Origin of the sequence: Mycobacterium paraffinicum, from assembly GCF_025822865.1 — a bacterium.
Classification (GTDB): domain Bacteria; phylum Actinomycetota; class Actinomycetes; order Mycobacteriales; family Mycobacteriaceae; genus Mycobacterium; species Mycobacterium paraffinicum.
Genome location: NZ_JACKUR010000025.1, coordinates 274,069 through 296,165 on the forward strand (window position 1 = coordinate 274,069; position 22,097 = coordinate 296,165).

Annotated in this window: 23 protein-coding genes; 10 read left to right on the forward strand and 13 right to left on the reverse strand. The window is 69.1% G+C overall.

Annotated features, from left to right (window positions below; genetic code table 11):
• Window positions 1-13 precede the first annotated feature (13 nt).
• Both H7J89_RS15780 and H7J89_RS15785 read left to right on the forward strand, forming a co-directional pair.
• Complete coding sequence (locus H7J89_RS15780) at window positions 14-709, forward strand: ABC transporter ATP-binding protein (protein ID WP_264044595.1); 696 nt, start codon at window positions 14-16, stop codon at window positions 707-709.
• Window positions 710-798: 89 nt separating this feature from the next.
• A complete protein-coding gene (locus H7J89_RS15785) occupies window positions 799-3,198 on the forward strand; it encodes an ABC transporter permease (RefSeq protein ID WP_264044872.1) in 2,400 nt (799 codons plus the stop codon).
• Here the strand turns inward: H7J89_RS15785 and H7J89_RS15790 are convergent.
• The 8 genes from H7J89_RS15790 to secY all read right to left on the reverse strand — a co-directional run bounded on the left by H7J89_RS15790 (window position 3,185) and on the right by secY (window position 9,675).
• Window positions 3,185-3,811 (reverse strand): class I SAM-dependent methyltransferase, encoded by a 627-nt coding sequence (locus tag H7J89_RS15790; protein WP_264044596.1) that lies wholly within the window; start codon window positions 3,809-3,811, stop codon window positions 3,185-3,187. The two genes, H7J89_RS15785 and H7J89_RS15790, sit on opposite strands and share 14 nt — an antisense overlap.
• The gene (locus H7J89_RS15795; RefSeq protein ID WP_264044873.1) at window positions 3,798-4,373 is read right to left on the reverse strand and encodes a DUF4389 domain-containing protein; all 576 of its coding nucleotides are present in this window, start codon (window positions 4,371-4,373) and stop codon (window positions 3,798-3,800) included. Before H7J89_RS15795 ends, H7J89_RS15790 begins: the two co-directional genes overlap by 14 nt.
• A 17-nt stretch (window positions 4,374-4,390) precedes the next feature.
• The gene (locus H7J89_RS15800; RefSeq protein ID WP_264044597.1) at window positions 4,391-5,602 is read right to left on the reverse strand and encodes an FAD-dependent monooxygenase; all 1,212 of its coding nucleotides are present in this window, start codon (window positions 5,600-5,602) and stop codon (window positions 4,391-4,393) included.
• Window positions 5,603-5,617: 15 nt separating this feature from the next.
• Window positions 5,618-6,346, reverse strand: a complete 729-nt coding sequence (locus H7J89_RS15805; protein WP_264044875.1) for an anti-sigma factor family protein — start codon at window positions 6,344-6,346, stop codon at window positions 5,618-5,620.
• A gap of 41 nt (window positions 6,347-6,387) precedes the next feature.
• Window positions 6,388-6,933 carry a sigma-70 family RNA polymerase sigma factor gene (locus H7J89_RS15810; RefSeq protein WP_264044598.1) on the reverse strand — a complete coding sequence of 182 codons (546 nt, stop codon included), beginning with the start codon at window positions 6,931-6,933 and terminating at the stop codon, window positions 6,388-6,390.
• 71 nt (window positions 6,934-7,004) lie between these two features.
• Window positions 7,005-7,805 (reverse strand): type I methionyl aminopeptidase, encoded by an 801-nt coding sequence (map, locus tag H7J89_RS15815; protein ID WP_264044599.1) that lies wholly within the window; start codon window positions 7,803-7,805, stop codon window positions 7,005-7,007.
• Window positions 7,806-7,807: 2 nt separating this feature from the next.
• Window positions 7,808-8,353: an adenylate kinase gene (locus H7J89_RS15820; RefSeq protein ID WP_067203546.1), complete on the reverse strand. Its 546-nt coding sequence runs from the start codon at window positions 8,351-8,353 to the stop codon at window positions 7,808-7,810.
• Window positions 8,350-9,675, reverse strand: coding sequence for a preprotein translocase subunit SecY (gene secY / locus H7J89_RS15825; protein WP_067916694.1), 1,326 nt, complete (start codon window positions 9,673-9,675; stop codon window positions 8,350-8,352). Before secY ends, H7J89_RS15820 begins: the two co-directional genes overlap by 4 nt.
• A 233-nt stretch (window positions 9,676-9,908) precedes the next feature.
• Here secY and H7J89_RS15830 point away from each other — a divergent pair, with 233 nt between their 5' ends.
• Entirely contained in the window at window positions 9,909-10,814 is a 906-nt protein-coding gene (locus tag H7J89_RS15830; RefSeq protein WP_264044600.1) for a class I SAM-dependent methyltransferase, read from the forward strand.
• Window positions 10,815-10,857: 43 nt separating this feature from the next.
• On the opposite strand, the gene H7J89_RS15835 is transcribed toward H7J89_RS15830, so the two are convergent.
• Together H7J89_RS15835 and H7J89_RS15840 are read right to left on the reverse strand one after the other, a co-directional pair.
• Window positions 10,858-11,523 carry a GNAT family N-acetyltransferase gene (locus H7J89_RS15835; RefSeq protein WP_264044601.1) on the reverse strand — a complete coding sequence of 222 codons (666 nt, stop codon included), beginning with the start codon at window positions 11,521-11,523 and terminating at the stop codon, window positions 10,858-10,860.
• Window positions 11,524-11,532: 9 nt separating this feature from the next.
• Entirely contained in the window at window positions 11,533-12,894 is a 1,362-nt protein-coding gene (locus H7J89_RS15840; protein WP_264044602.1) for a xylulokinase, read from the reverse strand.
• A 30-nt stretch (window positions 12,895-12,924) separates the two neighbouring features.
• On the opposite strand from H7J89_RS15840, the gene H7J89_RS15845 reads away from it, so the two are divergent.
• The 4 genes from H7J89_RS15845 to H7J89_RS15860 are packed head-to-tail and all read left to right on the forward strand — an operon-like array spanning window position 12,925 to window position 16,530.
• The gene (locus H7J89_RS15845) at window positions 12,925-13,914 is read left to right on the forward strand and encodes an NAD(P)-dependent oxidoreductase (RefSeq protein ID WP_264044603.1); all 990 of its coding nucleotides are present in this window, start codon (window positions 12,925-12,927) and stop codon (window positions 13,912-13,914) included.
• The gene (locus H7J89_RS15850) at window positions 13,911-14,573 is read left to right on the forward strand and encodes an L-fuculose-phosphate aldolase (RefSeq protein ID WP_156622590.1); all 663 of its coding nucleotides are present in this window, start codon (window positions 13,911-13,913) and stop codon (window positions 14,571-14,573) included. Before H7J89_RS15845 ends, H7J89_RS15850 begins: the two co-directional genes overlap by 4 nt.
• Window positions 14,573-15,490, forward strand: coding sequence for an MBL fold metallo-hydrolase (locus H7J89_RS15855; RefSeq protein ID WP_264044604.1), 918 nt, complete (start codon window positions 14,573-14,575; stop codon window positions 15,488-15,490). The genes H7J89_RS15850 and H7J89_RS15855 overlap by 1 nt, the downstream gene beginning before the upstream one ends.
• Window positions 15,491-15,492: 2 nt before the next feature.
• On the forward strand, window positions 15,493-16,530 hold the full coding sequence (locus H7J89_RS15860) for an NAD(P)H-dependent amine dehydrogenase family protein (RefSeq protein WP_264044605.1): 1,038 nt from the start codon (window positions 15,493-15,495) through the stop codon (window positions 16,528-16,530).
• Window positions 16,531-16,540: 10 nt separating this feature from the next.
• Here H7J89_RS15860 and H7J89_RS15865 read toward each other — a convergent pair whose 3' ends face one another.
• Window positions 16,541-17,395 carry a helix-turn-helix transcriptional regulator gene (locus tag H7J89_RS15865; protein ID WP_264044606.1) on the reverse strand — a complete coding sequence of 285 codons (855 nt, stop codon included), beginning with the start codon at window positions 17,393-17,395 and terminating at the stop codon, window positions 16,541-16,543.
• Between the two features lie 74 nt (window positions 17,396-17,469).
• Between H7J89_RS15865 and H7J89_RS15870 the strand changes: the two genes are divergently transcribed.
• Entirely contained in the window at window positions 17,470-18,108 is a 639-nt protein-coding gene (locus H7J89_RS15870; RefSeq protein ID WP_372513784.1) for a class I SAM-dependent methyltransferase, read from the forward strand.
• On the opposite strand, the gene H7J89_RS15875 is transcribed toward H7J89_RS15870, so the two are convergent.
• Window positions 18,084-19,337: a zinc-dependent alcohol dehydrogenase gene (locus H7J89_RS15875; RefSeq protein WP_264044608.1), complete on the reverse strand. Its 1,254-nt coding sequence runs from the start codon at window positions 19,335-19,337 to the stop codon at window positions 18,084-18,086. The two genes, H7J89_RS15870 and H7J89_RS15875, sit on opposite strands and share 25 nt — an antisense overlap.
• On the reverse strand, window positions 19,334-20,107 hold the full coding sequence (locus H7J89_RS15880; protein WP_264044609.1) for an SDR family NAD(P)-dependent oxidoreductase: 774 nt from the start codon (window positions 20,105-20,107) through the stop codon (window positions 19,334-19,336). Before H7J89_RS15880 ends, H7J89_RS15875 begins: the two co-directional genes overlap by 4 nt.
• 96 nt (window positions 20,108-20,203) lie before the next feature.
• On the opposite strand from H7J89_RS15880, the gene H7J89_RS15885 reads away from it, so the two are divergent.
• Window positions 20,204-21,154 (forward strand): class I SAM-dependent methyltransferase, encoded by a 951-nt coding sequence (locus H7J89_RS15885; protein WP_264044610.1) that lies wholly within the window; start codon window positions 20,204-20,206, stop codon window positions 21,152-21,154.
• Window positions 21,155-21,164: 10 nt separating this feature from the next.
• The gene (locus tag H7J89_RS15890) at window positions 21,165-22,079 is read left to right on the forward strand and encodes a class I SAM-dependent methyltransferase (RefSeq protein WP_276042147.1); all 915 of its coding nucleotides are present in this window, start codon (window positions 21,165-21,167) and stop codon (window positions 22,077-22,079) included.
• Window positions 22,080-22,097: the final 18 nt, after the last annotated feature.

Below are 22,097 nucleotides of genomic sequence, written 5' to 3' on the forward strand. Positions count from 1 at the left end.
TCGTGGTGCCTAGATGACCATCGAACTGCGCAACGTGGTGCGCGAGTATCGGGTCGGCGGTCAAACGGTCCGGGCGCTGGACGGGATCAGCCTGTGCCTCGGGGGCGGTCAGTTCGTGTCGGTGGTCGGACCCTCGGGGGCGGGTAAGAGCACGCTGCTTCACCTGCTCGGCGCGCTGGACACCCCCGATTCCGGCTCGATCACGTTCGATGGCGAGGAGATCGGCCGCCTGGGCGACGAGCAGCAGTCGGAGTTCCGCCATCACCGGGTGGGTTTCATCTTCCAATTCTTCAACCTGTTGCCGACCTTGTCGGCGTGGGAGAACGTCGCGATACCCAAACTGCTCGACGGTGTGCGGCTGGGCAGGGCCAAACCCGATGCGATCCGGTTGCTGGACCGCGTCGGGCTCGGCAACCGGACCGACCACCGGCCGGCGGAACTGTCCGGCGGCCAGATGCAGCGCGTCGCGGTGGCGCGCGCGTTGATGATGGACCCGCCGCTCATCCTCGCCGACGAGCCCACCGGCAACCTCGACTCCGCGACCGGCGCCGCGATCCTGGAGCTGCTGGCCGAGGTGGCACACGAAGCCGGCCGCGGGCGGCTGGTGGTGATGGTGACCCATAATGCGGAGGCCGCCGCGGCGACCGATCGGGTGATCACGCTGCAGGACGGTCGGGTCGGTTCGGACGTACCGGCGGTCCCTGCGTGAAACTCACGGCGGCGGCCAGCCGACTGCGCGTGTTCAGCCTGCGTGAGCTCGCCGTGCATCGCCGTCGCACCCTCGCGTCGATCGCCGTAATGGCCGTCTCGGCAACCTATCTGGTCGCGATATTCGGCATCTTCGGCTCGATCACGGGATCGGTCAACCGGCTGGCCGACGGGATCGCCGGCGTGGCCGCGCTCGAGGTATCGGGCATCACCGACGCCGGGTTCCCCGAAACGATACTGGCCGACGTCGCCGCGGTACCGGGCGTCGCCACCGCGGCGCCGATGATCCGAACCTCCGCGTCCACGGCGACGGGGCCCGTGCTGCTGCTCGGCGCCGACGCGAGCACCGCCGCACTGGGCGGCGCACTGAAGGACGCGGTCGCACGACCGGTGCAGGCGCTGTCCTCGACGCCCAACGGCGTCCAGGTGGGGCCGCGGATGGGATATGCGAAAGGACAGCCGCTGCAACTGGGCTCGGGTTCGGTCACGGTGAGCGAGGTGCTCTCGGACAAGCAGTTCGCGGACCTCAACGGCGGGCACTACGTCCTTGCCCCACTGGCGTTGGCGCAGAATGTCACCGGCCGCCCCGGACAGCTCGACTCGATCCTGATCACCACCAGACCGGGCGCCGACGCGGACGCCGTCCGCGCCGCGGTCACCACCGCGGTGCACGGCCGGGCCATCGTCGCGGCCCCGAGCCTGCGGGCGGCCCGGGCCGGCGACGGCGTCAAGCTGATGAACTACATGGCCCTGCTGGGCGCGGCGGTCGCGTTGGTGGTCGGCGCGTTTCTGATCTACACCACGATGACCATGGCGATCACCCAGCGCCGGCCGGTCATCTCCATGCTGCGCGCGATCGGCGGCCGACGCGTCACCATCGTCGGCGACATGCTCGGGGAGGCGGCGGTCCTCGGGCTCCTCGGCGGCGCCATCGGCTCGGGCATCGGAATCCTGGCCGGCCGGATGGCAATTGGCCGACTCCCCCCGGCGATGACCCAGGGGCTCGAGGCCCGCGTCCAGTATTGGCTGCCCGGCTATGCCATCCCGCTTGCCCTCGCGGCCACGGCGCTCACCAGCGTGGTCGCGTCGGTGATGGCCGCACGCCAGGTGTACAAGGTCGCGCCCATCGAGGCGCTGGCGCCGGTCGGGGCGTCGGCGGCGGACGTCGTGCCCCGATGGCTGCGGGTCATTGCCGGGGTGGGTGCCGTCGCGGTGTTCGCAGTGTCCATCTGGGTGGTCCTCGGCCAACGCGGCACCTTCGCGTTCGCCGCGATGGCCGCTCTGCTGTGCGCCGAGATCGCACTCGGCTTCGCGCTCACGACACCCATCGTCAAGGCCACGGCCGCGGTGGCCCGCGTCTTCGGGCCGTTCGGGGCTCTCGCGGCGGCCACCGTCGAACGCGCGCCGCGGCGAGTGTGGGCCACCGTGATGACCGTGCTCATCGGGGTGGTCACCACGGTGGTGATCACCGGCACCAACGCCGACATGATCCGCTCGGCCCGCGCCATGTTCGCTCCCGCCGCCGGCGTCGACGTCTGGGTGAGCGCGAACCCTCCCGACAGCTATCCCACCGACGCACTGCCGCAAGGCCTTTCGGAAAAGGTGGCCGCGGTGCCCGGGGTGGCGCGGGTTACCGAGGGCGCGTTCGGGTTCGCCGTCGTCGGCGGCACGCGCGTCCTGCTCGACGGCTTCTCCGACGGAACCCACGATTCGCTGTTCCGCGCACTCGACGAACGGGTGCGCGCCGACGTGCTGGCCGGCCGCGGCGTGGTGCTCACGCAGAATCTGGGCGCCACTCTGCATGTCCGCGCCGGCGATCAACTGCAGCTGCAGACGCCACACGGTCCGCGGCAGACGCCGGTGCTGGCCCTGGTGCCCTTCTTCTCGACCGTGATCGGAACGGTCGGAATCGATCTCGGGCACATGCGGGCGTGGTTCGATCGCCCGGCGGCGACGACCCTGCAGATCACCGCGGCCCCGGGAGTAGACCCGCGGCGCCTGTTGACGGAGGTGCGCCGGGTGGTGCCCGCAGCCAACCACGTGTACGACGGCCCCGCGGCGCTGGCGGGGCTGGAAGCCCCGCTGCATCAGAGCATGTTCATCGCCAATGCCGTGTGGGTCATCGTCGTGGCCGTGGCCGCCGTCGCGCTGCTGAACACCCTGACGTTGTCGGTGCTGGAACGCCGCCGGGAGATCGGCGTGCTGCGGGCCATGGGGTCCAGCCGCCGGTTCACCCTGCGGACGGTCCTGGCCGAGGCGGCCGGAATCGGCTTCGTCGGCGGCTTTTTGGGGCTGCTGTTCGGCCTGACCGACCAGTGGCTGTTCAGCCTCATCAGCGGGGAGATCATGAATTTCGGAGTCGGTTTCCGCCTGAGCCCGATGTCCCTGGCCTTCACCGCAGGGGCGCTGGCAATCTGCCTGCTCGGCTCGCTCCCACCCGCCCGGCGGGCCGCGCGGCTGAACATCATCGAGGCCGTCAGCGTGGAGTGAGGATGGCGAACCCCTGCAAATGGGGTTTGCACGGGAAGGGCACCGGCGTGCGCGGAATGGTGCGCAGCGCAGCCGTGTCGAACCCGGCGGCGGCGATGGAATCCAGGGTTCGGCGGTTCGGCTCACAGCCGGCCGCAAACCACGACCACGGCTTGGCGACCAGGTCCTGGAGCCGGCCGGTCGCGCCGACCCCGCGCACATGCTCGAGAACCACCAGCCTGCCCCCGGGTGCGAGCACGCGCCGGATCTCGCCGAGCGTGGCGGCCACGTCTTCGACCGAGCACAGCACCAGCCCGATGTGCACCGAGTCGAAAGCGTTGTCCGGAAAGGGAATCGATTCGCCGGTCCCCTCGACGATGTCGACGGCGACGCCGCGGCGACGGGCAAGCCGGGAAGCCATCCGCCGGAACGGCGCGTCCGGCTCCACGGCGGCGACCGACGTCACCGCGGCGGGCAGGAACCTCAAGTCGGTGCCCGGACCCAAGCCGAGCATCAGCAGCCGGCCCGTGGCGTGGCTGAGCGCCTCGCGGCGATAGCGGTGATAGAAGAGCCGGTCGAAGACCGGCTGGCCGAATCTGTACACGTACGGGAAGAAGGGATTACGGCGCTTCACTGAGACCCAAATCCATTCGGAACGGCGGGTATTCGTCACGCATCAGCGAAACGTACACGGCCACCCGATAGCGCCATCGGACGATGCCCAGCAGAAGATCGAACATGCCCGTCGGGATGGTCCCCGTGCACAACAAGGACACCGCGGCGATCACACACAGCACCTGTAGGAGCGGCTCCATCGACCAGCAAAGCAGCACCTGAGGGATGGCCAACAGCCACTTCACCAGCACGGCCCAGTTCCTCAGCCGCTCCGGATAGTCGACCTGCAGATCACCGGGGTAGTCGGGCCGCGACGCGAGCGTGAAAGGCGGGTACCTGTCCGTGCTGTTCATCGGGAACCGGAAATTCATCACGCGCCACGACCAGCGCAGCACGCCGACGTTGAAGTCGAAGATGGGCCGCGGATACCGCCCGGTGAACAGGATGGCGATGCCGGCCACGACGGTCGACAGCGGAAATATCAGGTAAAGCCCGATCAAGATCGGGTAGTGCGGGAACGCCAGCACGCACCACTTCAACAGCCAGAGCCAGCGTGAGGGCGCATCGAGTTCGCCTCGCACCCTGATGAATTCGTCGTTCATGGGCTGGATCGGCTCGTCGTCGCCGCCCCCAGTTCTCGGCTGATCTCCGCGGACATCCGCGGGTGACTCGTCCAGCGCAGGAACATCGTCAGTGCGCGGGCCTGCAGCCGGTCGGGGATCAGAGCGGCCGGCCGCAGCACGAACTCACCGTGCGAGACCGGCAGTGACGCCACCCTGGACACGGCCATCACCTTGTGCCGGCGGGTCTTCTCGTACCAGCGCAGCGCGCTCGACACGTCGCCCTTGGAGGCGCTGCCCCGAAGACCCGACAGCGCCTTGCACAGCACCATGGTGTCGAGCAGGGCCTGGTTGGTCCCCTGCGCCAGGGTGGGCGGCATCGTGTGGGCGGCGTCGCCGAGCAGCGTCACCGGCCCCCGGCCCGACGGGGGTATCGGATGCCGGAAATGCGGATACGGCGAGTGCGCGAGATCATCGTCGGTCAGGGCCGCCAGCACCCGGTCGACGGCTTCCGACCATCCGGCGAAGTGGGACCGGATCGTTTCGATCGGACGTTGCGGCCGCACGAAGTCGTACGACCACGGCAGGTCGAACCACCACTGCACCTCAGAGCCCCCGGCCGGCCACAGGCCAAGGTTTCCGCGGTCGCCGATCACCATGAGTGCGGTGTCCCTGTCCGCGATCTCCGCCAGGGCGATGAGCCCCTGCCAGCTGCACCAGCCGGTGGGTTTCGCCTGCCGCCCGCCGACGCTGTCCCGGACCATCGAGTGCAGGCCGTCGGCGCCGATCAACAGGTCTCCCTCGGCCCAGCTGCCGTCGTCGAACTCGACCCGCACGGCGTCGCCAGTAGCGGCCAACGCGATCGCGCGGGCCCCGCATCGAATGCGGTCGGCCGGAAAGCCGTCCAGCAACCGTTCCAGTAGGACCCGGCGCGGAACCATCCGGACGGGCGCGCCGAGCCGATCCGCCATCGCGGACACGTCGAGCGTGGCAAGCGGATGGCCCGTGGCCGTCACGGCCCGCACGGTCGACAGCAGCTGACCGGCCCGGTCCATGTCGACGCCCAGCTGCCGAAGCACCGTCTCGCCGTTGGACCAGATCGTCACCGCACCCCCGGCAGCCCGCACCTCCGGTCGACGCTCGAAGACGGTGACGTCGTGCCCGTCCCGCGACAAGCCGCGGGCAACGGCAATCCCGCCGACTCCGGCGCCCACCACCAGCGCCCGCAGCGGACGCCCGTGGCCAGACACGGCAGCTCCCGACCCCTAGAGCGAACGCTGCAGCAGAACCTGGCCGCTGTCGGCGGCCACTACCTGCACGGCCGCGATCTGGGCGACCGGCGTCGAGATGCTGCCCGCGGGCGTCGCGGTGTGGCCGGGTTCGGCCACCCAGGTCGCCAGCCGGGTCTGGCTGCCGTCGCGACCCACCACGACCATCGCCAGCGTGTCGTGGTGCGCGTTGAGCGGGGCCAGGCACACGCACCGCAGGTTGATGGAGGTTCCCCAGTGCTGGCTGGACAGCTCGACGGTCGACGCCAGCAGGGTGGTGCCTACCTGCGCCATGGGCGCCGAGGACGCGGTCACCTGCTGCGACGGGGACGAGGAATACCCCTGCACCCCGACGAACACGCCGATCGCCAGCACCACCGCCGCGGCCGACGAGGCCACCCAGGTCACTATCCTCGTGCGGCGCCGGCGCCAGCTCACCTTGGCCAGCAAGGACGTCAACAGCTCCGGCGACATCTCCGGTGTCACCGACCATCCGGCGGCCGGGTTTGAGTCGTTGATCGCCGCCACCTCGTCCGGGCCGAGCTGCGAGAGCAGCGCCGGCACGCCGCTCAGGTCGGCGACGGCCCCCCGGCACGCCGGGCAGTGCGCCAGGTGCGCCTCGAATTCGCGTCGCTCCACGGCCGACAACGAGCCCAACACATATGCGGCATCCCACATCACGTACGGATCGTCCGGCGGGCCGATGCCCCGCAGCGGCGTCTTCATGTCATCCATTTCCTTCGCACCCTTCAAGCTTTCGGAGCCCCTCAGCGGGTAACTCCAAGTTCCTGCAGAGTGAGTCGCAACGCCCGCACGGCGTAGTGTAATCGCGACTTCACCGTTCCCTCCGCGATCCCGAGGTCGGCAGCAATCTGCGCGGTGGTCCATCCGCGGTAGTACGACCGGTCGATCACCGCCCGGTGCTCGACGGACAGCTGCGCCATCGCATCGCCGATCAGCAGCTTGTCTAGCGCGGCGTTCACCTCGTCCGGCGTCGACCGTTCGGGCGCCCCCGCCTCGTCGGTCGAAGCGACGACGTTGCGGAACCGCGCGCTGCGGCGGTCGTCGATGATCATGTTGCGCGCCACGGTGAACAGCCAGGCCCGCGCCGAGCGCTCGGTGTCCCCGACGACCTCCGGATGCTGCCAGGCCCGCAGCAACGTCTCCTGCACGACGTCCTCGGACTGGCTCGCATCCCCCGTGAGCCGGAGCGCGTAACGCCATAAAACCGCTGCGTGTTCGTCGTACAGCGCCTTCATCAGGGCGGCTTCGGCGGTCCCGGACGCCCTCCAATTCCCTGCAACACGGGCCACTCCATCACCTCCGACTACTGAAACGAGTCGAACGGCTGCTCGGTTCAACGGCCACCACCGGCCGGTTCAGCCTAGGCCAGGGTGAGGATGCGCGGCCCGGCGTCGGTGACCGCGACGGTGTGCTCCCAGTGTGCCGCACGGGACCCGTCGGAGGTGGTGACGGTCCACGCGTCGTCGAGCACCACGGTCTTGCCGGTCCCGAGGGTCAGCATCGGTTCGATCGCCAGCACCGACCCGGGGGCGAGCAGCGGACCGCGCCCGGGAGAGCCCTCGTTGGGCAGGAACGGGTCCATGTGCATGTGCCGCCCGATGCCGTGGCCGCCGTAGCCCTCCACGATCCCGAACGCGCGCCCGTGCCGGTCGGCCGCCGCGCGCGTGCCCGTTTCGATGGCGTGCGAGACGTCGGTCAGCCGGTTGCCGGGGACCATCGCCGCGATGCCGGCCTCGAGCGATTCCCTGGTGGCGTCGCAGAGTGCCTGGTCGGCCGCGTCGAGGGCGCCGACGCCGAACGTGATCGCGGCGTCACCGTGCCAGCCGTCCAGGATCGCGCCGCAGTCGATGGACACCAGGTCGCCGGGGGCCAAGATCTCGGCGGCCGACGGAATCCCATGCACCACCCGCTCGTTGACCGACGCGCAGATCGACGCGGGGTAACCGTGATAGCCGAGGAACGACGGTATCGCGCCCGCCTCCCGGATCACCGACTCGGCGATCTGGTCGAGGCCCAGCGTCGACACCCCGGGAACCGCAGCCGCCCGCACCGCCTGCAGGGCGGCCGCGACCACCGCCCCTGCCGCCGCCATCGCGTCCAGCTCACCGGCGGTGCGCTGCGGCACGACTTTGCGACTCCGCAGCCGCGCCAGCGCGCTCATGATTACTTGCCCAGCGCTTGCAGGGCGCGGGCGAACACTTCGTCCAAGGTGCCGATGGCGTCGACCGTCTTGAGTTCGTCGCGGTAGTACTCGAGCAGCGGCGCGGTCTCGTCGCGGTACACCTTCATCCGGTTCAGGATGATGTCGTCGGTGTCGTCGGCGCGGCCACGGGCTTTGAGCCGTTGCAGCAGCTCGTCCTCCGAGACGCGGAACTCCAGCACCGCGTCGATGTCGGTGCCGCGGCGTTCGAGCATTTCGTGCAGCGCCTTGGCCTGTTCCGTCGACCGCGGATACCCGTCCAGGACGAAGCCGGCGGCCGCGTCGGCATCGCTGAGGCGGTCGTCGACGAGCTGGTTGGTCAACTCCGAGGGCACCAGGTCGCCGGCGTCCAGATAGCGCTTGGCCTCCAGGCCGAGTTTGGTCCCGTTCTCGATGTTGCTGCGGAACAGCTCACCGGTGGAGATGTGCGGGATTCCGAGCTTTTCGGAGAGCTTCTGGGCCTGCGTTCCCTTGCCCGCCCCCGGCGGGCCCAGCAAAACGACTCTCACTTCAGGAACCCTTCATAGTTGCGCTGCATCAGCTGGCTCTCGATCTGCTTGACCGTATCCAAACCGACGCCAATCATGATCAAAACCGCGGTACCGCCGAACGGCAAATTCTGAACCGCTCCGCCATTGCCGATTTGCAGGAACAAGTTGGGCAGCACCGAGATGGCACCGAGGTAGATCGAGCCCGGCAGGGTAATCCGGCTCAGCACATAACGCAGGTAGTCGGCGGTGGGCTTGCCCGGCCGGATGCCCGGAATGAACCCGCCGAACTTCTTCATCTCGTCGGCACGTTCGTCGGGGTTGAACGTGATGGACACGTAGAAGTACGTGAAGAAAATGATCAGCCCGAAGTAGATGCTGATGTAGATGGGATCGCTGGGATCGGACAGGTAACTGCCGACGAACTTGTCCCACCAGCTGTTGCCCACTCCGCCGCTGCCGCTGCGGATCAGCTGCGTGATCAGGTGCGGAATGTAGATGAGCGACGACGCGAAGATGACGGGGATGACGCCGGCCTGGTTGACCTTGAGCGGCAGGTACGTCGACGTTCCGCCGTACATGCGGCGGCCCACCATGCGCTTGGCGTACTGCACGGGGATGCGGCGCTGCCCCTGCTCGACGAACACCACGCCGACGATGATGACCAGGGCGGCGACGCAGACGGCGGCGAAGATCATCCCGCCGCGGCTGTCCAGAATTGTCTTGCCCTCGGACGGGATGCGCGCCGCGATGCCGACGAAGATCAGCAACGACATGCCGTTGCCGATGCCCCGCTCGGTGATCAGCTCGCCCATCCACATCACCAGCGCCGCTCCGGCCGTCATCACCATCACGATGACGACCAGCGTGAAGATGCTCTGGTCGGCGATGATGTCCAGCGAGCAGCCCTGTAGCAATCCGCCGTTGGCCGCCAGCGCCACGATGCTGGTCGCCTGCAGGATCGCCAGCGCGATGGCCAGATAGCGGGTGTACTGCGTCATCTTGGCCTGGCCGGACTGGCCTTCCTTGCGCAGTTCCTCGAACCGCGGGATGACCACCGTGAGCAGCTGCACGATGATGCTGGCGGTGATGTAGGGCATCACCCCGACCGCGAACACCGTCAGCTTCAGCAGCGCACCGCCGGAGAACAGGTTGATCAGCGAATAGATCTGTCCGGCCGCGCCGCCGCTGGCTTCCTTGATGCACTGCTGGACGTTCGGGAAATTGACACCAGGGGACGGCAAAGCAGCGCCCAGCCGATAGAGAACGACGATTCCCAGCGTGAAGAGGATCTTCCGTCTCAGGTCGACTGTCCGCAGCGATGAGATGAAAGCCGAAAGCACTCTTCCTCCTGCGCAGCCGGGGGGTTTCCTGCATTACGCGCCCAACACCCGCAGGCCAGGACGTACGGCCGCCTTATCTAAAGCGCGTCAAACCGTGTACGAGACTAACAGCTGGTTTGGGCAGGTCGGTCCAGGGCCGTCAACGACGACCGATAAAAAGCACAGGAAGCCGCCAGCCGTGGCGCGTAGAGTGCTCTTGGTTCGTTGCATTTGCTAAGTAAATGGGGAGCAGCATGACACGCACTGACCAAGACAGTTGGGACTTGGCCTCCAGCGTCGGCGCCACGGCCACCATGGTCGCCGCGGCCCGCGCGCTGGCCAGCGAGGGCACCGATCCGATCATCGACGACCCGTTCGCGGCGCCGCTGGTGCGAGCTGTCGGCCTGGAATTCTTCCGCCAACTGGTCGACGGTGAAGTGGCCCCCGCGGACGCGGAGGACGGCGAACGGGACCTGCAGCTGGAAACCGATTCGATCGCGGTGCGCACCCGGTTCTTCGACGACTTTTTCCTCAATGCCGCCCGGGACGGAATCCGCCAGTCGGTGATTCTGGCCGCCGGCCTCGACGCCCGCGCATACCGGCTGAGCTGGCCGCCCGGGAGCGTCGTCTACGAGGTGGATCAGCCCAAGGTCGTCGAGTTCAAGACCGCCGCCATGACCGAGCTGGGCGCCTCCCCGACCGCCGACCGGCGCACCGTGAGTGTCGATCTGCGCGACGATTGGCCGGAAGCGTTGCGGCGCAGCGGTTTCGATCCGGCGCAACCGACGTCGTGGAGCGCCGAGGGCCTGCTCATGTACCTGCCGCCCGAAGCCCAGGACCGGCTCTTCGACAACATCACCGAGCTCAGCGCGCCCGGCAGCAAGCTGGCCACCGAATTCCACGGCGACTCCGGCCGGACGATGACCGAACGCGCGCGGCAGTTCAACGAGCGGTGGGCAAACCTGGGCTGCGACATCGACCTTTCGGGACTGTTCTTCGACGGGGAGCGCAGCAACGTCGTGGACTACCTGACCGGCCGCGGTTGGCGGGTGAGCACCCGGGAGCGGCGCGAGTACTTCGCCGACTACGGCCTGGTATTCCCGGACGACGAGACTTCCCAGCTGCGCAACATCGTCGCCGTCACGGCGACGTTGAGCTAGGCGCCCCGCGAAGCCCTACGCCGCCAACGGCTTTTGCCGTAGCTCAGGCGGGCCGGGCGGACGGCGCGCGCACCACCATCGGCACGGCGGGGAAGCACCAGGCCATCTCGGTGCGCGACTTGCGCAGGGCGGCCGTGCCGTAACCCTTCTTGCGGTGCTCCGGGTGGATCCAGATGCGCAAGTTGACCTCGCCCCCGAGCAGCTCGCCGAACACCATCCCGACCTTCTCGCCGGAATCGACGGCCACGAACCACGCCGCCTCCTCGTCGTCGAGGCGCCCCAGCGCCGCGCCGATCTCGTCGTCGAGGTTGCCGGCCGGGCCGCCGGACCCGTCGCCCGCGGCGCCCATGTCCTCGGTGCGGGCGGCGAAGATGTCGCGGTCTTTTTCCGCCGAGAACGGCCGCAGCTCCAGGGTCTCGCCCAAGCTGGCCGGACGCTCGCCGAGGGTGAAGCTGAGCTGCTTGTTGAGGTCCTCGAGCTCGGCCAGGATCTTGCGGCGCGAGTCGATGGTGAGCTGATCGAACGACATCCCCATCACCGCTTCGGCGGCCACGTGGGAGGTGTCGAGCAGGCGGACGATCGCCTCGACCGCGGCCGCCTTGTTCTCGGACTCGACCACGACGTCGGCGATTTCATGCCGCCGTTCAAGAGCTTTCAGCAGGGCATCGGCAATCTCGCGGCGGGCGGCTTTGCGATCGTGGTCGGTCATTGCACCAGCCTAGAACGCCGCCGGACGGAGCGCGCTACATCTCCGGTTTCCCAGCTCCAGGAACCGCTGGTAGCGGTCCTCGACCGCGCCGGCCCAGGCGGGATCGGGTTCGACAACCCGCTCCGTGGAGGCCCAGCGCGCGGCGTCGGCGATCGAGGTTTCCAGGCCGGCCGCCATGCGCCCGAGGAAAGCCGCGCCCAGCGCCGCCCCCTCGGGCACCGCCGACACCTCCACCGGCCGCCCGGTGGCGTCGGCGATGGCCTGCATCCACGGTCCGACCCGGGTGCCGCCGCCCGTGGCGACGATGCGTGCCACCGGCGCCCCGCTCAACTCGATGAGCTGCCGGACCACGAAGCCCGACGCCTCGTAGGCGGCCCGGCGCAGCGCGGCGGCGTCGTGGGTGAGGTCCAGCGCGTCGAGCACGGCCCGGCGATCCGGGTCATGGAACGGGGTGCGCTCCCCGCGAATGTAGGGCGACCACACCGGCACCCGCCCGGGCTGCGCGGCGGCCGGGTCGCCGGATGCGACCACACGGTCCACCCAGCCGAGGAACAGCCCGCCGGCATTGCTCGCCCCACCGATCTGACTCTTGCCCGCGGCGGTATGGGGGATAGTCCAAAGGCCCGGCACCTGCCGGGCCTCTCCGATGGTGGTCCACACGATCAAGGTGGTGCCGCACAGCACCAGCACGTCGCCGTCGCGGTCGGCGCCGGCCACGATCTGCTCGCACAACGCGTCGATCGCGCCGATTCCCAGCGCCGCGCCGCTGCCGTGCACCTGCCCCACGGCGGCACCCATGCTCTCCACCCGCGGCATCTGCTCGGGCCGCGCGGCGCGCTCGGCGCACGCCTCGGGGTTCCAGCCCGTCCCGTCGAACAGCGGGTACGCGGTCGCGGCGGTGGCGAAGTCGATCACCGCCTCGCCCGCAAGGGCGTGGTTGGCCACCGCCGGCGCCGGCCAGTACCCGGCCGCGTCCGGCGCGTGCGCCGCCGTCCAGCGCAGGAACTCGGCGGCCTCGCCCAGGGCCGGCAGCGGCTGCACCGGTTGTTCCGGTGTTCGGCCCCGTTCGTCGCCGTACAACAGTCCCGGCGTCATCGGTACCCCCGCGGCGTCGACGGCCGTCAGCGACGGCACCATCGCCGATACGGCCACCGCGCGGACGTTCGGCCCGGGATTCAGCTGGTTCAAAGCCGCCACCGGCCCCCGCCGCCACGCCTCGCCGGCGTCGTGCTCGAGCCGGCCGGGCGCCGGCACCCGCAGCTGGTGCGGGATCCGCGCCCGCGCCGTCACCCGGCCGTCGGCGTCCGCGGCGACCGCCTTGACCGCGGTGCTGCCGACGTCGATGCCGATTGTGACGACTTCACGTGACACGGGCGTCACCGTACGCCAGCATTGGGGTTCGTGACGTCAAGACCGCGCGCCTTGGTGACGGCCCCGCTGCGGGGACCGGGCTTCGCCAAGCTGAAGCAGCTGGCCGACGTGGTCTATGACCCTTGGATAAGTGAGCTCGAGCAGACCCCGCTGCGGATCTACAGCGCCGAACAGCTGGCCGAACGCATCACCGCCGAGGCCGCCGATGTCGTTGTGGTGGAAAGCGACTCGGTCGGTGGGCCGGTGTTCGACTTGGGCCTGCGGGTGATCGCCTCGACCCGCGGCGACCCCAACAACGTCGACATCGCGGGGGCCACCGCGGCCGGGGTCCCGGTGCTGAACACCCCGGGCCGCAACGCCGACGCCGTCGCCGAGATGACGGTGGCGCTGCTGCTGGCCGTCACCCGCCGGCTCCTGCCCGCCGACGCGGATGTCCGCAGCGGCAACATCTTTCGCGACGGCAGCATCCCCTATCAGCGGTTCCGCGGCTGGGAGGTCGCCGGGCGGACCGCCGGTCTGGTGGGCCTCGGCGCCGTCGGCCGCGCCACCGCATGGCGGCTGTCCGGGTTGGGCCTGCAGGTCATCGCCCACGACCCCTACAACGACGACGCCCGGCACGGCCTGGACGAGCTGCTGGGCGAGGCCGACGTCGTCTCCCTGCACGCGCCCGTCACCGACGACACGGTCGGCATGATCGGGGCGCCACAGTTCGCCGCCATGCGCGACGGCGTGGTCTTCCTCAACACCGCCCGCGCCCAGCTGCACGACACCGGCGCGCTCGTCGACGCGCTGCGCGACGGCAAGGTGTCCGCCGCCGGCCTGGACCACTTCGTCGGCGAATGGCTGCCCACCGACCACCCGCTGGTCGGGATGCCCAATGTCGTGCTGACGCCCCACATCGGCGGCGCCACGTGGAACACTGAGGCTCGGCAGGCGCAGATGGTGGCCGACGACCTGGAAGCGCTGCTGGCCGGCGAGATGCCCGCCCACATCGTCAACCCGGAGGTGCTCGGCCCATGACGTCCGTGAAATCGGTGGCCCACCCCGAAACGGCGGTGCTCGACGCGGCCAAGGACATGCTGCGCCGGGGCCTGGTGGAGGGAACCGCGGGCAATATCTCCGCGCGGCGCTCCGACGGCAACATCGTCATCACCCCGTCATCGGTCGACTACCGCGACATGCAGCTCGACGACCTCGTGCTCATAGACCCCGACGGCGCCGTGCTGCACGCCGCGGACGGCCGCTCGCCGTCCTCGGAGATGCAGCTGCACCTGGCCTGCTACCGCGCGTTCGACGACATCGGCAGCGTCATTCACAGCCACCCGGTGTGGGCGACCATGTTCGCCATTGCGCACCAATCGATTCCGGCGTGCATCGACGAGTTCGCGGTGTACTGCGGCGGGGACGTCCGCTGCACCGAGTACGCCGCCTCCGGGACCCCCGACGTCGGCGCCAACGCCGTCAAGGCGCTCGACGGCCGTGGCGCCGCGTTGATCGCCAACCACGGCCTGGTGGCCGTGGGCCCACGACCGGACAAGGTGCTGCACATCACCGCCCTGGTGGAGCGCACCGCCCAAATCGTCTGGGGTGCAAGGGCTCTCGGTGGCCCGGTGCCCATCCCCGAGGACGTCAACCGCAACTTCGCCGGCGTCTACGGCTACCTGCGCGCGAACGCCTGATGCGCCCGCTCCGGCTCGGCCACGCGAGCGTGGCACGGGTCCTCGAACTCCAATTCGACTTGTCGACAAGCCTTTTCGCGCAAACACCGCCGTCCGGCTGGCAAGACAACGCCGACCTGCTGGTGCCGGACTTCTTCGACCCATCCGCCGATCAGTGGCACATCGCGATCCAAAGCTGGGTCATCGAGGTCGACGGGTTGACCGTCGTCGTGGACACCGGTGTCGGCAACGACCGCCAACGCCCGCACATGCCACCCCTGGACCACCTCAACACCGGATTCCTGGCCGCCCTGCGGGCCGCGGGCGTCGACCGCGCCGCCGTGGACGTGGTGGTCAACACCCACGTCCACTCCGACCATGTCGGGTGGAACACCATGCTGGACAACGATTCCTGGGTGCCGACCTTTCCCAACGCCCGATACGTGGTACCGGCCGCCGACTACCGCCACTTCGCACCCGGCGGGCCCGCCGCCACGCGAGCTCCCCGCAGCGAGGAGGAAGCGGCCCAGCAGCGCGGTGACCAACTGGTGTTCGCCGACAGCGTCGCGCCCATCGACGAGGCGGGCCAGCTCGTCCAATGGTCGGACGATTGCCAGATCAGCCCGTCGCTGCGGCTACGGCCCGCCCCCGGACACACCCCGGGCTCCTCGGTGCTGTGGCTGGACGCGGGCCAGCCGGCCGTCTTCGTCGGCGACCTCACCCACAGCCCGCTGCAGTTGCGTCGCCCCGCCGACGCCTGCGCGTTCGACGTGGACGCGCACGCTGCCGCGGAGACCCGCCGGCGAATCTTCACCGAGGCGGTCCAGGCGAAAGCCGCCGTGATCCCCGCGCACTACCCCGGCCACGGTGGCGCCACGATCCGCGCCGTTGGCGACCAATTCGACGTCGACAGCTGGCTCGACACCGATACGGTGTGAGCATGGCGCCGTACCGAGTGGTCCAATGGTCGACCGGCAACATCGGCAAGCGAGCGCTCGGGGCGCTGCTGGACCGCGACGACTTCGACGTGGTGGGCGTTCATGCATTCGGTTCGGACAAGGTGGGCCGCGACGTGGGCGAGCTGGCGGGCCAAGCCTCGGCCGGCGTTGCCGCGACCGGCGATGCCGACGCGTTGATCGAACTCCGACCGGATTGCGTGTGCTACATGCCCCGCGCCATCGACTACGAGCTGGTGCTCAGGATGCTGCGCTGTGGCATCAACGTCGTCACGACGGGAGATTTCCTGACCGGCACCCATCACCCGGTCGAACTCCCCGCCCTCGAAGCGGCGGCGCAGGAGGGGCGCGCGACGTTCCTGGGCACAGGATTCGAACCCGGCTTCATCAACGTCGTCGCCGGCTTCCTCACTGGCGCATGCCGAAAGATTCACAGCGTCAAGCTCGTCGAAACCCTGGACTGCACCACCTATCCCGTTTGGGACGTGTGGAAGGTGCTCGGATTCGGCAAAGCACCCCGTGAGCCGGTGACCCATATCGACCCTCAAACGCAGCGATACGGCCTGGGCTATTTCGAGACCCTGGACATGATCGCCACCATGCTCGGCGTCGAACTCGACTCCAAAGACGCGTTCATCGAGCCGGCGGTGCTGACCCGCGATCTCAACCTGGGCTGGGTGGACTTCGCCGCCGGCACCGTCGGCGGCCAGCGCCGCACCTATCGCGGCCATCTGGGCGGCCGTCCCGTCGTCGAGCTCGCCATCTGCTGGACGATGAGCGACGACGCGCTCGACCCGCAATGGCCCGACCCCAAGGGCTTCAGCGTGGTGATCGAAGGCCAGCCGCGCGTCGACGCGACCATCCGGTTCGGTCACCCGGGCGAGGACGTGATGACCGTTCTGATGGACAGCACCGCCGTCGCGGCGGTCAACGCCATCCCGTTCGTCTGCGACGCCCAACCGGGCGTCATGACCCCGATCGACTTGCCCATCACCGGGGCCCACGGAGCCATCACCGTTTGAGTCGTGGCAGTCAGGCCGCCCGGCCGCGCCATGTGCGTGGCGAAACGCCGTGGGTCCGGCTGAACAGCCTGCTGAAATAGCCCGCATCGCCAATCCCGACCCGGCCGGCGACCTCCGCGATCGGAAGGTCGGTCTGGGCCAGTAACCGACGCGCCTCGGCCATGCGGCGATCGGTGATCCACTCCCCGACGGTGCGTCCGGTGCGGCGCCGGACCACGGTGGTCAGGTGTCCCGGGGTGATGCCGAGTTCACCTGCCACGTCGCGCAGCGACAACTGCTCGGCGTGCCGCCGGTCGATCACGTCGAAGACCCCGGCCAGCAGCGGTTCACCGCTGCGCCGCAGCTCGGCAACCACCGGGCCGGCCAGGCGCGCGAGGTCGATCAACAGCAGGGTCAGGTGCGCCAACGCGGCCTGCCGATAACCCTCCTGCCGCGCAGCCAATTCCGTTTCGATCGAACGGATCGCGGCGTCCCACGACCCTCGTCGATCCGTGGGCACAGCCAGGCGCAGGATCCCGCCGGCCTGTCCGTGCAGGAACGGGAACAGCAGGGGGTGCGCCCGCCACGCCGGCCACGGCGATCGCGCGTCCTCGCCGAGCGCGGTGGGATCGAAGAACACCGCCACGCCTGCGTCGTGAAGCTCCAGCCGTCCGGGTTCGAGCACCCGGCCCGCGGCCGCCACGTAGACCAGCCCGGCGACGGGAAGGTACCAGAGCGCGGGAAAGTCGTGAATGTGGCGGCCGCGCTCGATGAAATCGCCGGGACCTGACCGCACCACCGACACCGGTGGCGTGTCCGGATCGGTGCGGTATTCGTAGATCGGCACCCCCGCGCGTCGCCGAACCATCCGAGCAGGTCGCGTCATGTCACCAAAAATAATCTAATTTTTCCCGAGGATCACCCAATTATTCAGCCGTCCATCGATTCACCATGGATTTTGTGACGAAACATCATCCACATGATTACTTGCCCGCCGCCGGCCACGACGCGCTGCTGCCCTGCTACGACCTGATCTCACGCCTGCTGGGCATCAAACGGGTCCACCAGGCCCTCATCGCTCAGGCCGAGCTGGCCGACTGCCATCGCGTTCTGGAAATCGGCTGCGGCACCGGGAATCTCATCCTTCGGGCCAAAAGCGGCTATCCCCACTTGGAGGCGGTCGGATGCGACCCCGACCCGCGGGCGCTTGATCGGGCGCGTCGAAAGGGGAACGACGTCCGTTTCGAGCACGGCTATGCCGAGCGGCTCCCGTACGCCGACGGCGAATTCGATCGAGTGCTGTCATCGATGATGCTCCACCATATCGACGACCAGGCGAAAACGGCTGCGGCTCAAGAGGTTTTCCGCGTACTGCGACCCGGCGGCAGGCTGCACCTGGTCGACATCGGCGGCGAGAAGACCACCGACCACGGCCTGCTGGCGCGGCTGATCAGGCGCAACCCCCACGCGGCCGCCAACCTGGGCGACGCGATCCCTCGACTGCTGAATGCGGCGGGATTCGACTGCACCGAGGTCGCATCGGAGCCGCATCGCATCCTCGGGCGACTGAACTACTACCGCGCGACCCGCCCCGCCTGACGCTGGTCGATAGCGACTTTCACGGCGCCGCTTTCGCCCTGGTTGGCGATCGCGAAAAACGCGTCGCGCCACTGCTCGAGACCGAAGGTGTGGGTGAGCATCGGGCGCAGGTCGACGCGGCCGGCGGCCGCCAGGTCGAGGTAGTGGGCGATTGCGTGCTTGCGCTGCCCGTCGACCTCCTCGACGCCGAAGGCGTTGGAACCCACCAGGGCGATCTCCTTGAAATACAACGGACTCCACTCCCAGCGGCCGGGCGCGTGTACGCCGGCCTTCACCAGCGTGCCCCGGGAGCGCAGCACCCGGACCCCCACCTCGAACGTCTCGGGTTTGCCGACGGTGTCGTAGACCACGTCGATCGCGCCGGGGTGTGCCATCGGCAGGCCGAGTAGCGGCTGGCGCAGCCGGCCGCCGCCCCAGGCGACCAGTTCTTCGATGACGGCCACCCGCGGTTCGTGGCGCACCACCTTGGCGGCGCCGAACAGCCGGGCCAGCTCGGCCTGGGCCGAGAAGCGCGCCACCACCGCGATGGCCACATCGGGGTACAACGCCCGCAGGATCGCGACCGCGCACAACCCCAGCGAGCCGGCCCCATACACCAGGGCGCGGCCGGATCCTGGCGGCGGGTGCCGGGTGACCGCGTGCAAAGACACCGAAAACGGGTCGGCGAACACGGCCACCTCGTCCGGAATCGACTCCGGGACACCGAACAGCATGCTGTCGTGGGCCGACATCAACTCGGCGTAACCGCCCGTCACATCGGCGGACACCCCGGTATGGATTCCGGGCTTGATGTCCCCGTCGGTGAAGCTCCAGCACAGGCTGTAGTCGCCGGCCTCGCATGCGGGACAGGGTGGCTCGATGCCACGCGGCCCGCAGGACAGCCACGGGTTGAGCACCACCCGCTGCCCCACCCGTAGCCCGCGGGCCCTGGCACCCAGCGCCACCACGTCGGCTACCACCTCGTGACCCATGACCTGCGGGAAAGAACAGAACGACGACATGGCGTTGTCGGCGTCGCCCTCGCCGAAGTCCATCAGGATCTGCTTGGAATCCGAACCGCAGATGCCGGTCAGCCGCGGCCGGGTGAGCACCCAATCGTCGTGCGGCAGGGTCGGTTCCGGCACCTGCCGCAGGGCGGTAGGAGTGTGCGCAAGGTTCGCCGTGAGCGTGTTGGCGCCGTCGGCGACCTCGAACGGCTCCGGCGGCACGCCGTAAACCAGGGCTTTCATCGCGGCGACTCTCTGGTTTTGAGGCCGGCCGCCCCTACGATGAACGCATCGAGATCGGCGTTCTTGGCGTCGACGACCGCCTTCATGTCGGGCACGTAGTGCTCGAAGCCGTCGCCGTCCAGCGCCGCGATGATGCCGTCGGCCACCACGTCGGCGGCCACCTTCGGCCCCTGGTAAAGGGGTTCCTCGCTGCCGGGGTGATCCCATATCTCGGTGTCGACCGGACCCGGTTCGATCAACTTCACCGAGACGCCGGAGCCGTGTAGATCCACGGCCATCGCCTCGCTCCACCCGCACAGCGCGAACTTGCTTGCGCAGTAAGCGGACTCATGAATGATTCCGAGTCGGCCGCCGATGCTCGACACGTTGACGATCAGGCCGGATCCGCGCGCCAGCATTCGTGGGAGCAGGGCCAGCGTCAGCCGCATCGGCGCGAAGAAGTTGACCCGCATGACGTCCTCGACCTCATCCGGGGCCAGCGCGGTGACGGGGCGCCGCTTGGGCACCGCGGCGTTGTTGATCAGCACGTCGACGCCGCCGAGCGCGTCCCAGGCTTGCGCGGCCAAGTCACCCAGCGCCGCGGTGTCGGCCAAATCGGCCACCCACATCGCCGACCCTGGCGAGGCCCGCCTGCAGTCCGCCAGCACCTCCTCCAGCCGGTCCCGCCGGCGGGCGACGAGCCCCACCACTGCGAGCCGCGCGGCCAGCTGTCGCGCCAGGGCCGCCCCCAGACCTGACGACGCACCCGTGATGAGCACCCGATCACCCATCCGTCAAGGTTGCCGCGAATCGGGGGAAGCGTACAGTGGTGGAGGCTTGTTAAATTAGCTAAATATTAGCCTAACTACTTCTGAACAGGGGCGAACATGACTTCCACCAGGTATGAGGGCGACACCTGGGACCTGGCGTCCAGTGTCGGGGTGACCGCGACGATGGTCGCGGCCGCCCGCGCCGTGGCCACCCGCGCCGACCGTCCGCTAATCAACGACCCGTTCGCCGAGCCGCTGGTGCGGGCCGTGGGCGTCGACCTGCTCACCCGGCTCGCGACCGGCGAGGTGAACCCGGACGAGCTGAACGACGCGCACGACGGCGCGACCGGATCCACCGGCGCGATGTCCCGGATGGCCGACAACATGGCCGTGCGCACGAAGTTCTTCGACGAGTTCTTCCTGGACGCGACGCGCGCGGGCATCAAGCAGGCGGTGATCCTGGCCTCGGGGCTGGATGCCCGCGCCTACCGGCTGGCGTGGCCCGCCGGGACCGTCGTCTACGAGGTGGACCAGCCACAGGTGATCGACTTCAAGTCGCGCACGCTGGCCGAGTTGGGCGCCGCGCCCACCGCCGACCCGCGCGTGGTGGCCGTCGACCTGCGCGACGACTGGCCCGCCGCCTTGCGCGCCGCCGGATTCGACCCGGCCCAGCCGACCGCGTGGAGCGCCGAGGGCCTGCTGGGCTACCTGCCCCCGGAGGCGCAGGACCGCCTGCTGGACACCATCACCGAACTCAGCGCACAGGGCAGCCGAGTGGCGGTCGAGAGCGCGCCCAACCCCGAGCCCGGGGACGAGGAGAAGCTCAAGGAGCGCATGCAACAAATCTCCGAACGCTGGCGTGCGCACGGTTTCGACCTGGACATGGCGGGGCTCGTCTACTTCGGGGACCGCAACGAGGCCGCCCCCTACCTCGGCGAGCGCGGTTGGTCGCTGAACGGCTCCAGCATCCGGGAGCTGTTCTCGGCCAACGGACTTCCGCCGCTCGAGGACGACGACACACGCATGGGCGAGGTGCTTTACGTAAGCGGCACGCTGGACAAGAAATAGGAGCCTTGGCATGACTGTGGAATCGGGACGTACCGAAGGTGACAGCTGGGGACCCGGGTCCAGCGTGGGAGCGACGGCCACCATGGTCGCCGCATCCCGCGCGGTGGCGTCGCAGGGACCCGAGGCGTTACTCGACGATCCGCTGGCCGAACCGCTGGTCCGTGCCGTCGGACTGGAGCCCTTCATCCGCATCGTCGACGGACAGGTCGATTTCGAGGACGACCCGCTGTTCAACCGCAAGGCCCGGGCCGAGCAGATCACGGTTCGCACGCGGTTTTTCGACGACTTCTTCACCGGTGCCACCAAAGCTGGTGTGCGGCAGGCGGTGATCCTGGCGTCGGGCCTGGACACCCGCGCCTACCGCTTGCCGTGGCCGGCGGGCACCGTGGTCTACGAGATCGACCAGCCGCAGGTCATCGCGTTCAAGACCGACACGCTGGCCGGCCTCGGCGCCGCCCCGACGGCCGAGCGCCGCGCGATCGCCGTCGACCTGCGTGACGACTGGCCGGCGGCGTTGCGCGACGGCGGGTTCGACGTGACGCAGCCGACGGCGTGGAGCGCGGAAGGGCTGTTGCCGTATCTGCCGCCCGAGGCCCAGGACCGGTTGTTCGACAACGTCACCGCCCTCAGCGCGCCGGGCAGCCGGGTGGCCACCGAACACGTGCCCGACCCCAACGCCTTCTCCGACGAGCGATTGCAGCGCATCAGCGAACGGTGGCAGCGCTTCGGCTTCAACCTCAACGCGGCCGACCTCTTCTACCGGGGCGAACGCAACGTCGTCGTCGAATACCTGAAAACGCACGGCTGGCAGGTGGAGACACACCCGGCTCGGGAGTTGTACGCGCAGAACGGCTTTGAATTCCCCGAGGACGAGATGTCGGCGACGTTCGGCGAGTTGAGCTACGTCGCCGCGACGCTGGCGTAGCGGATTGGCTAGGGTCTC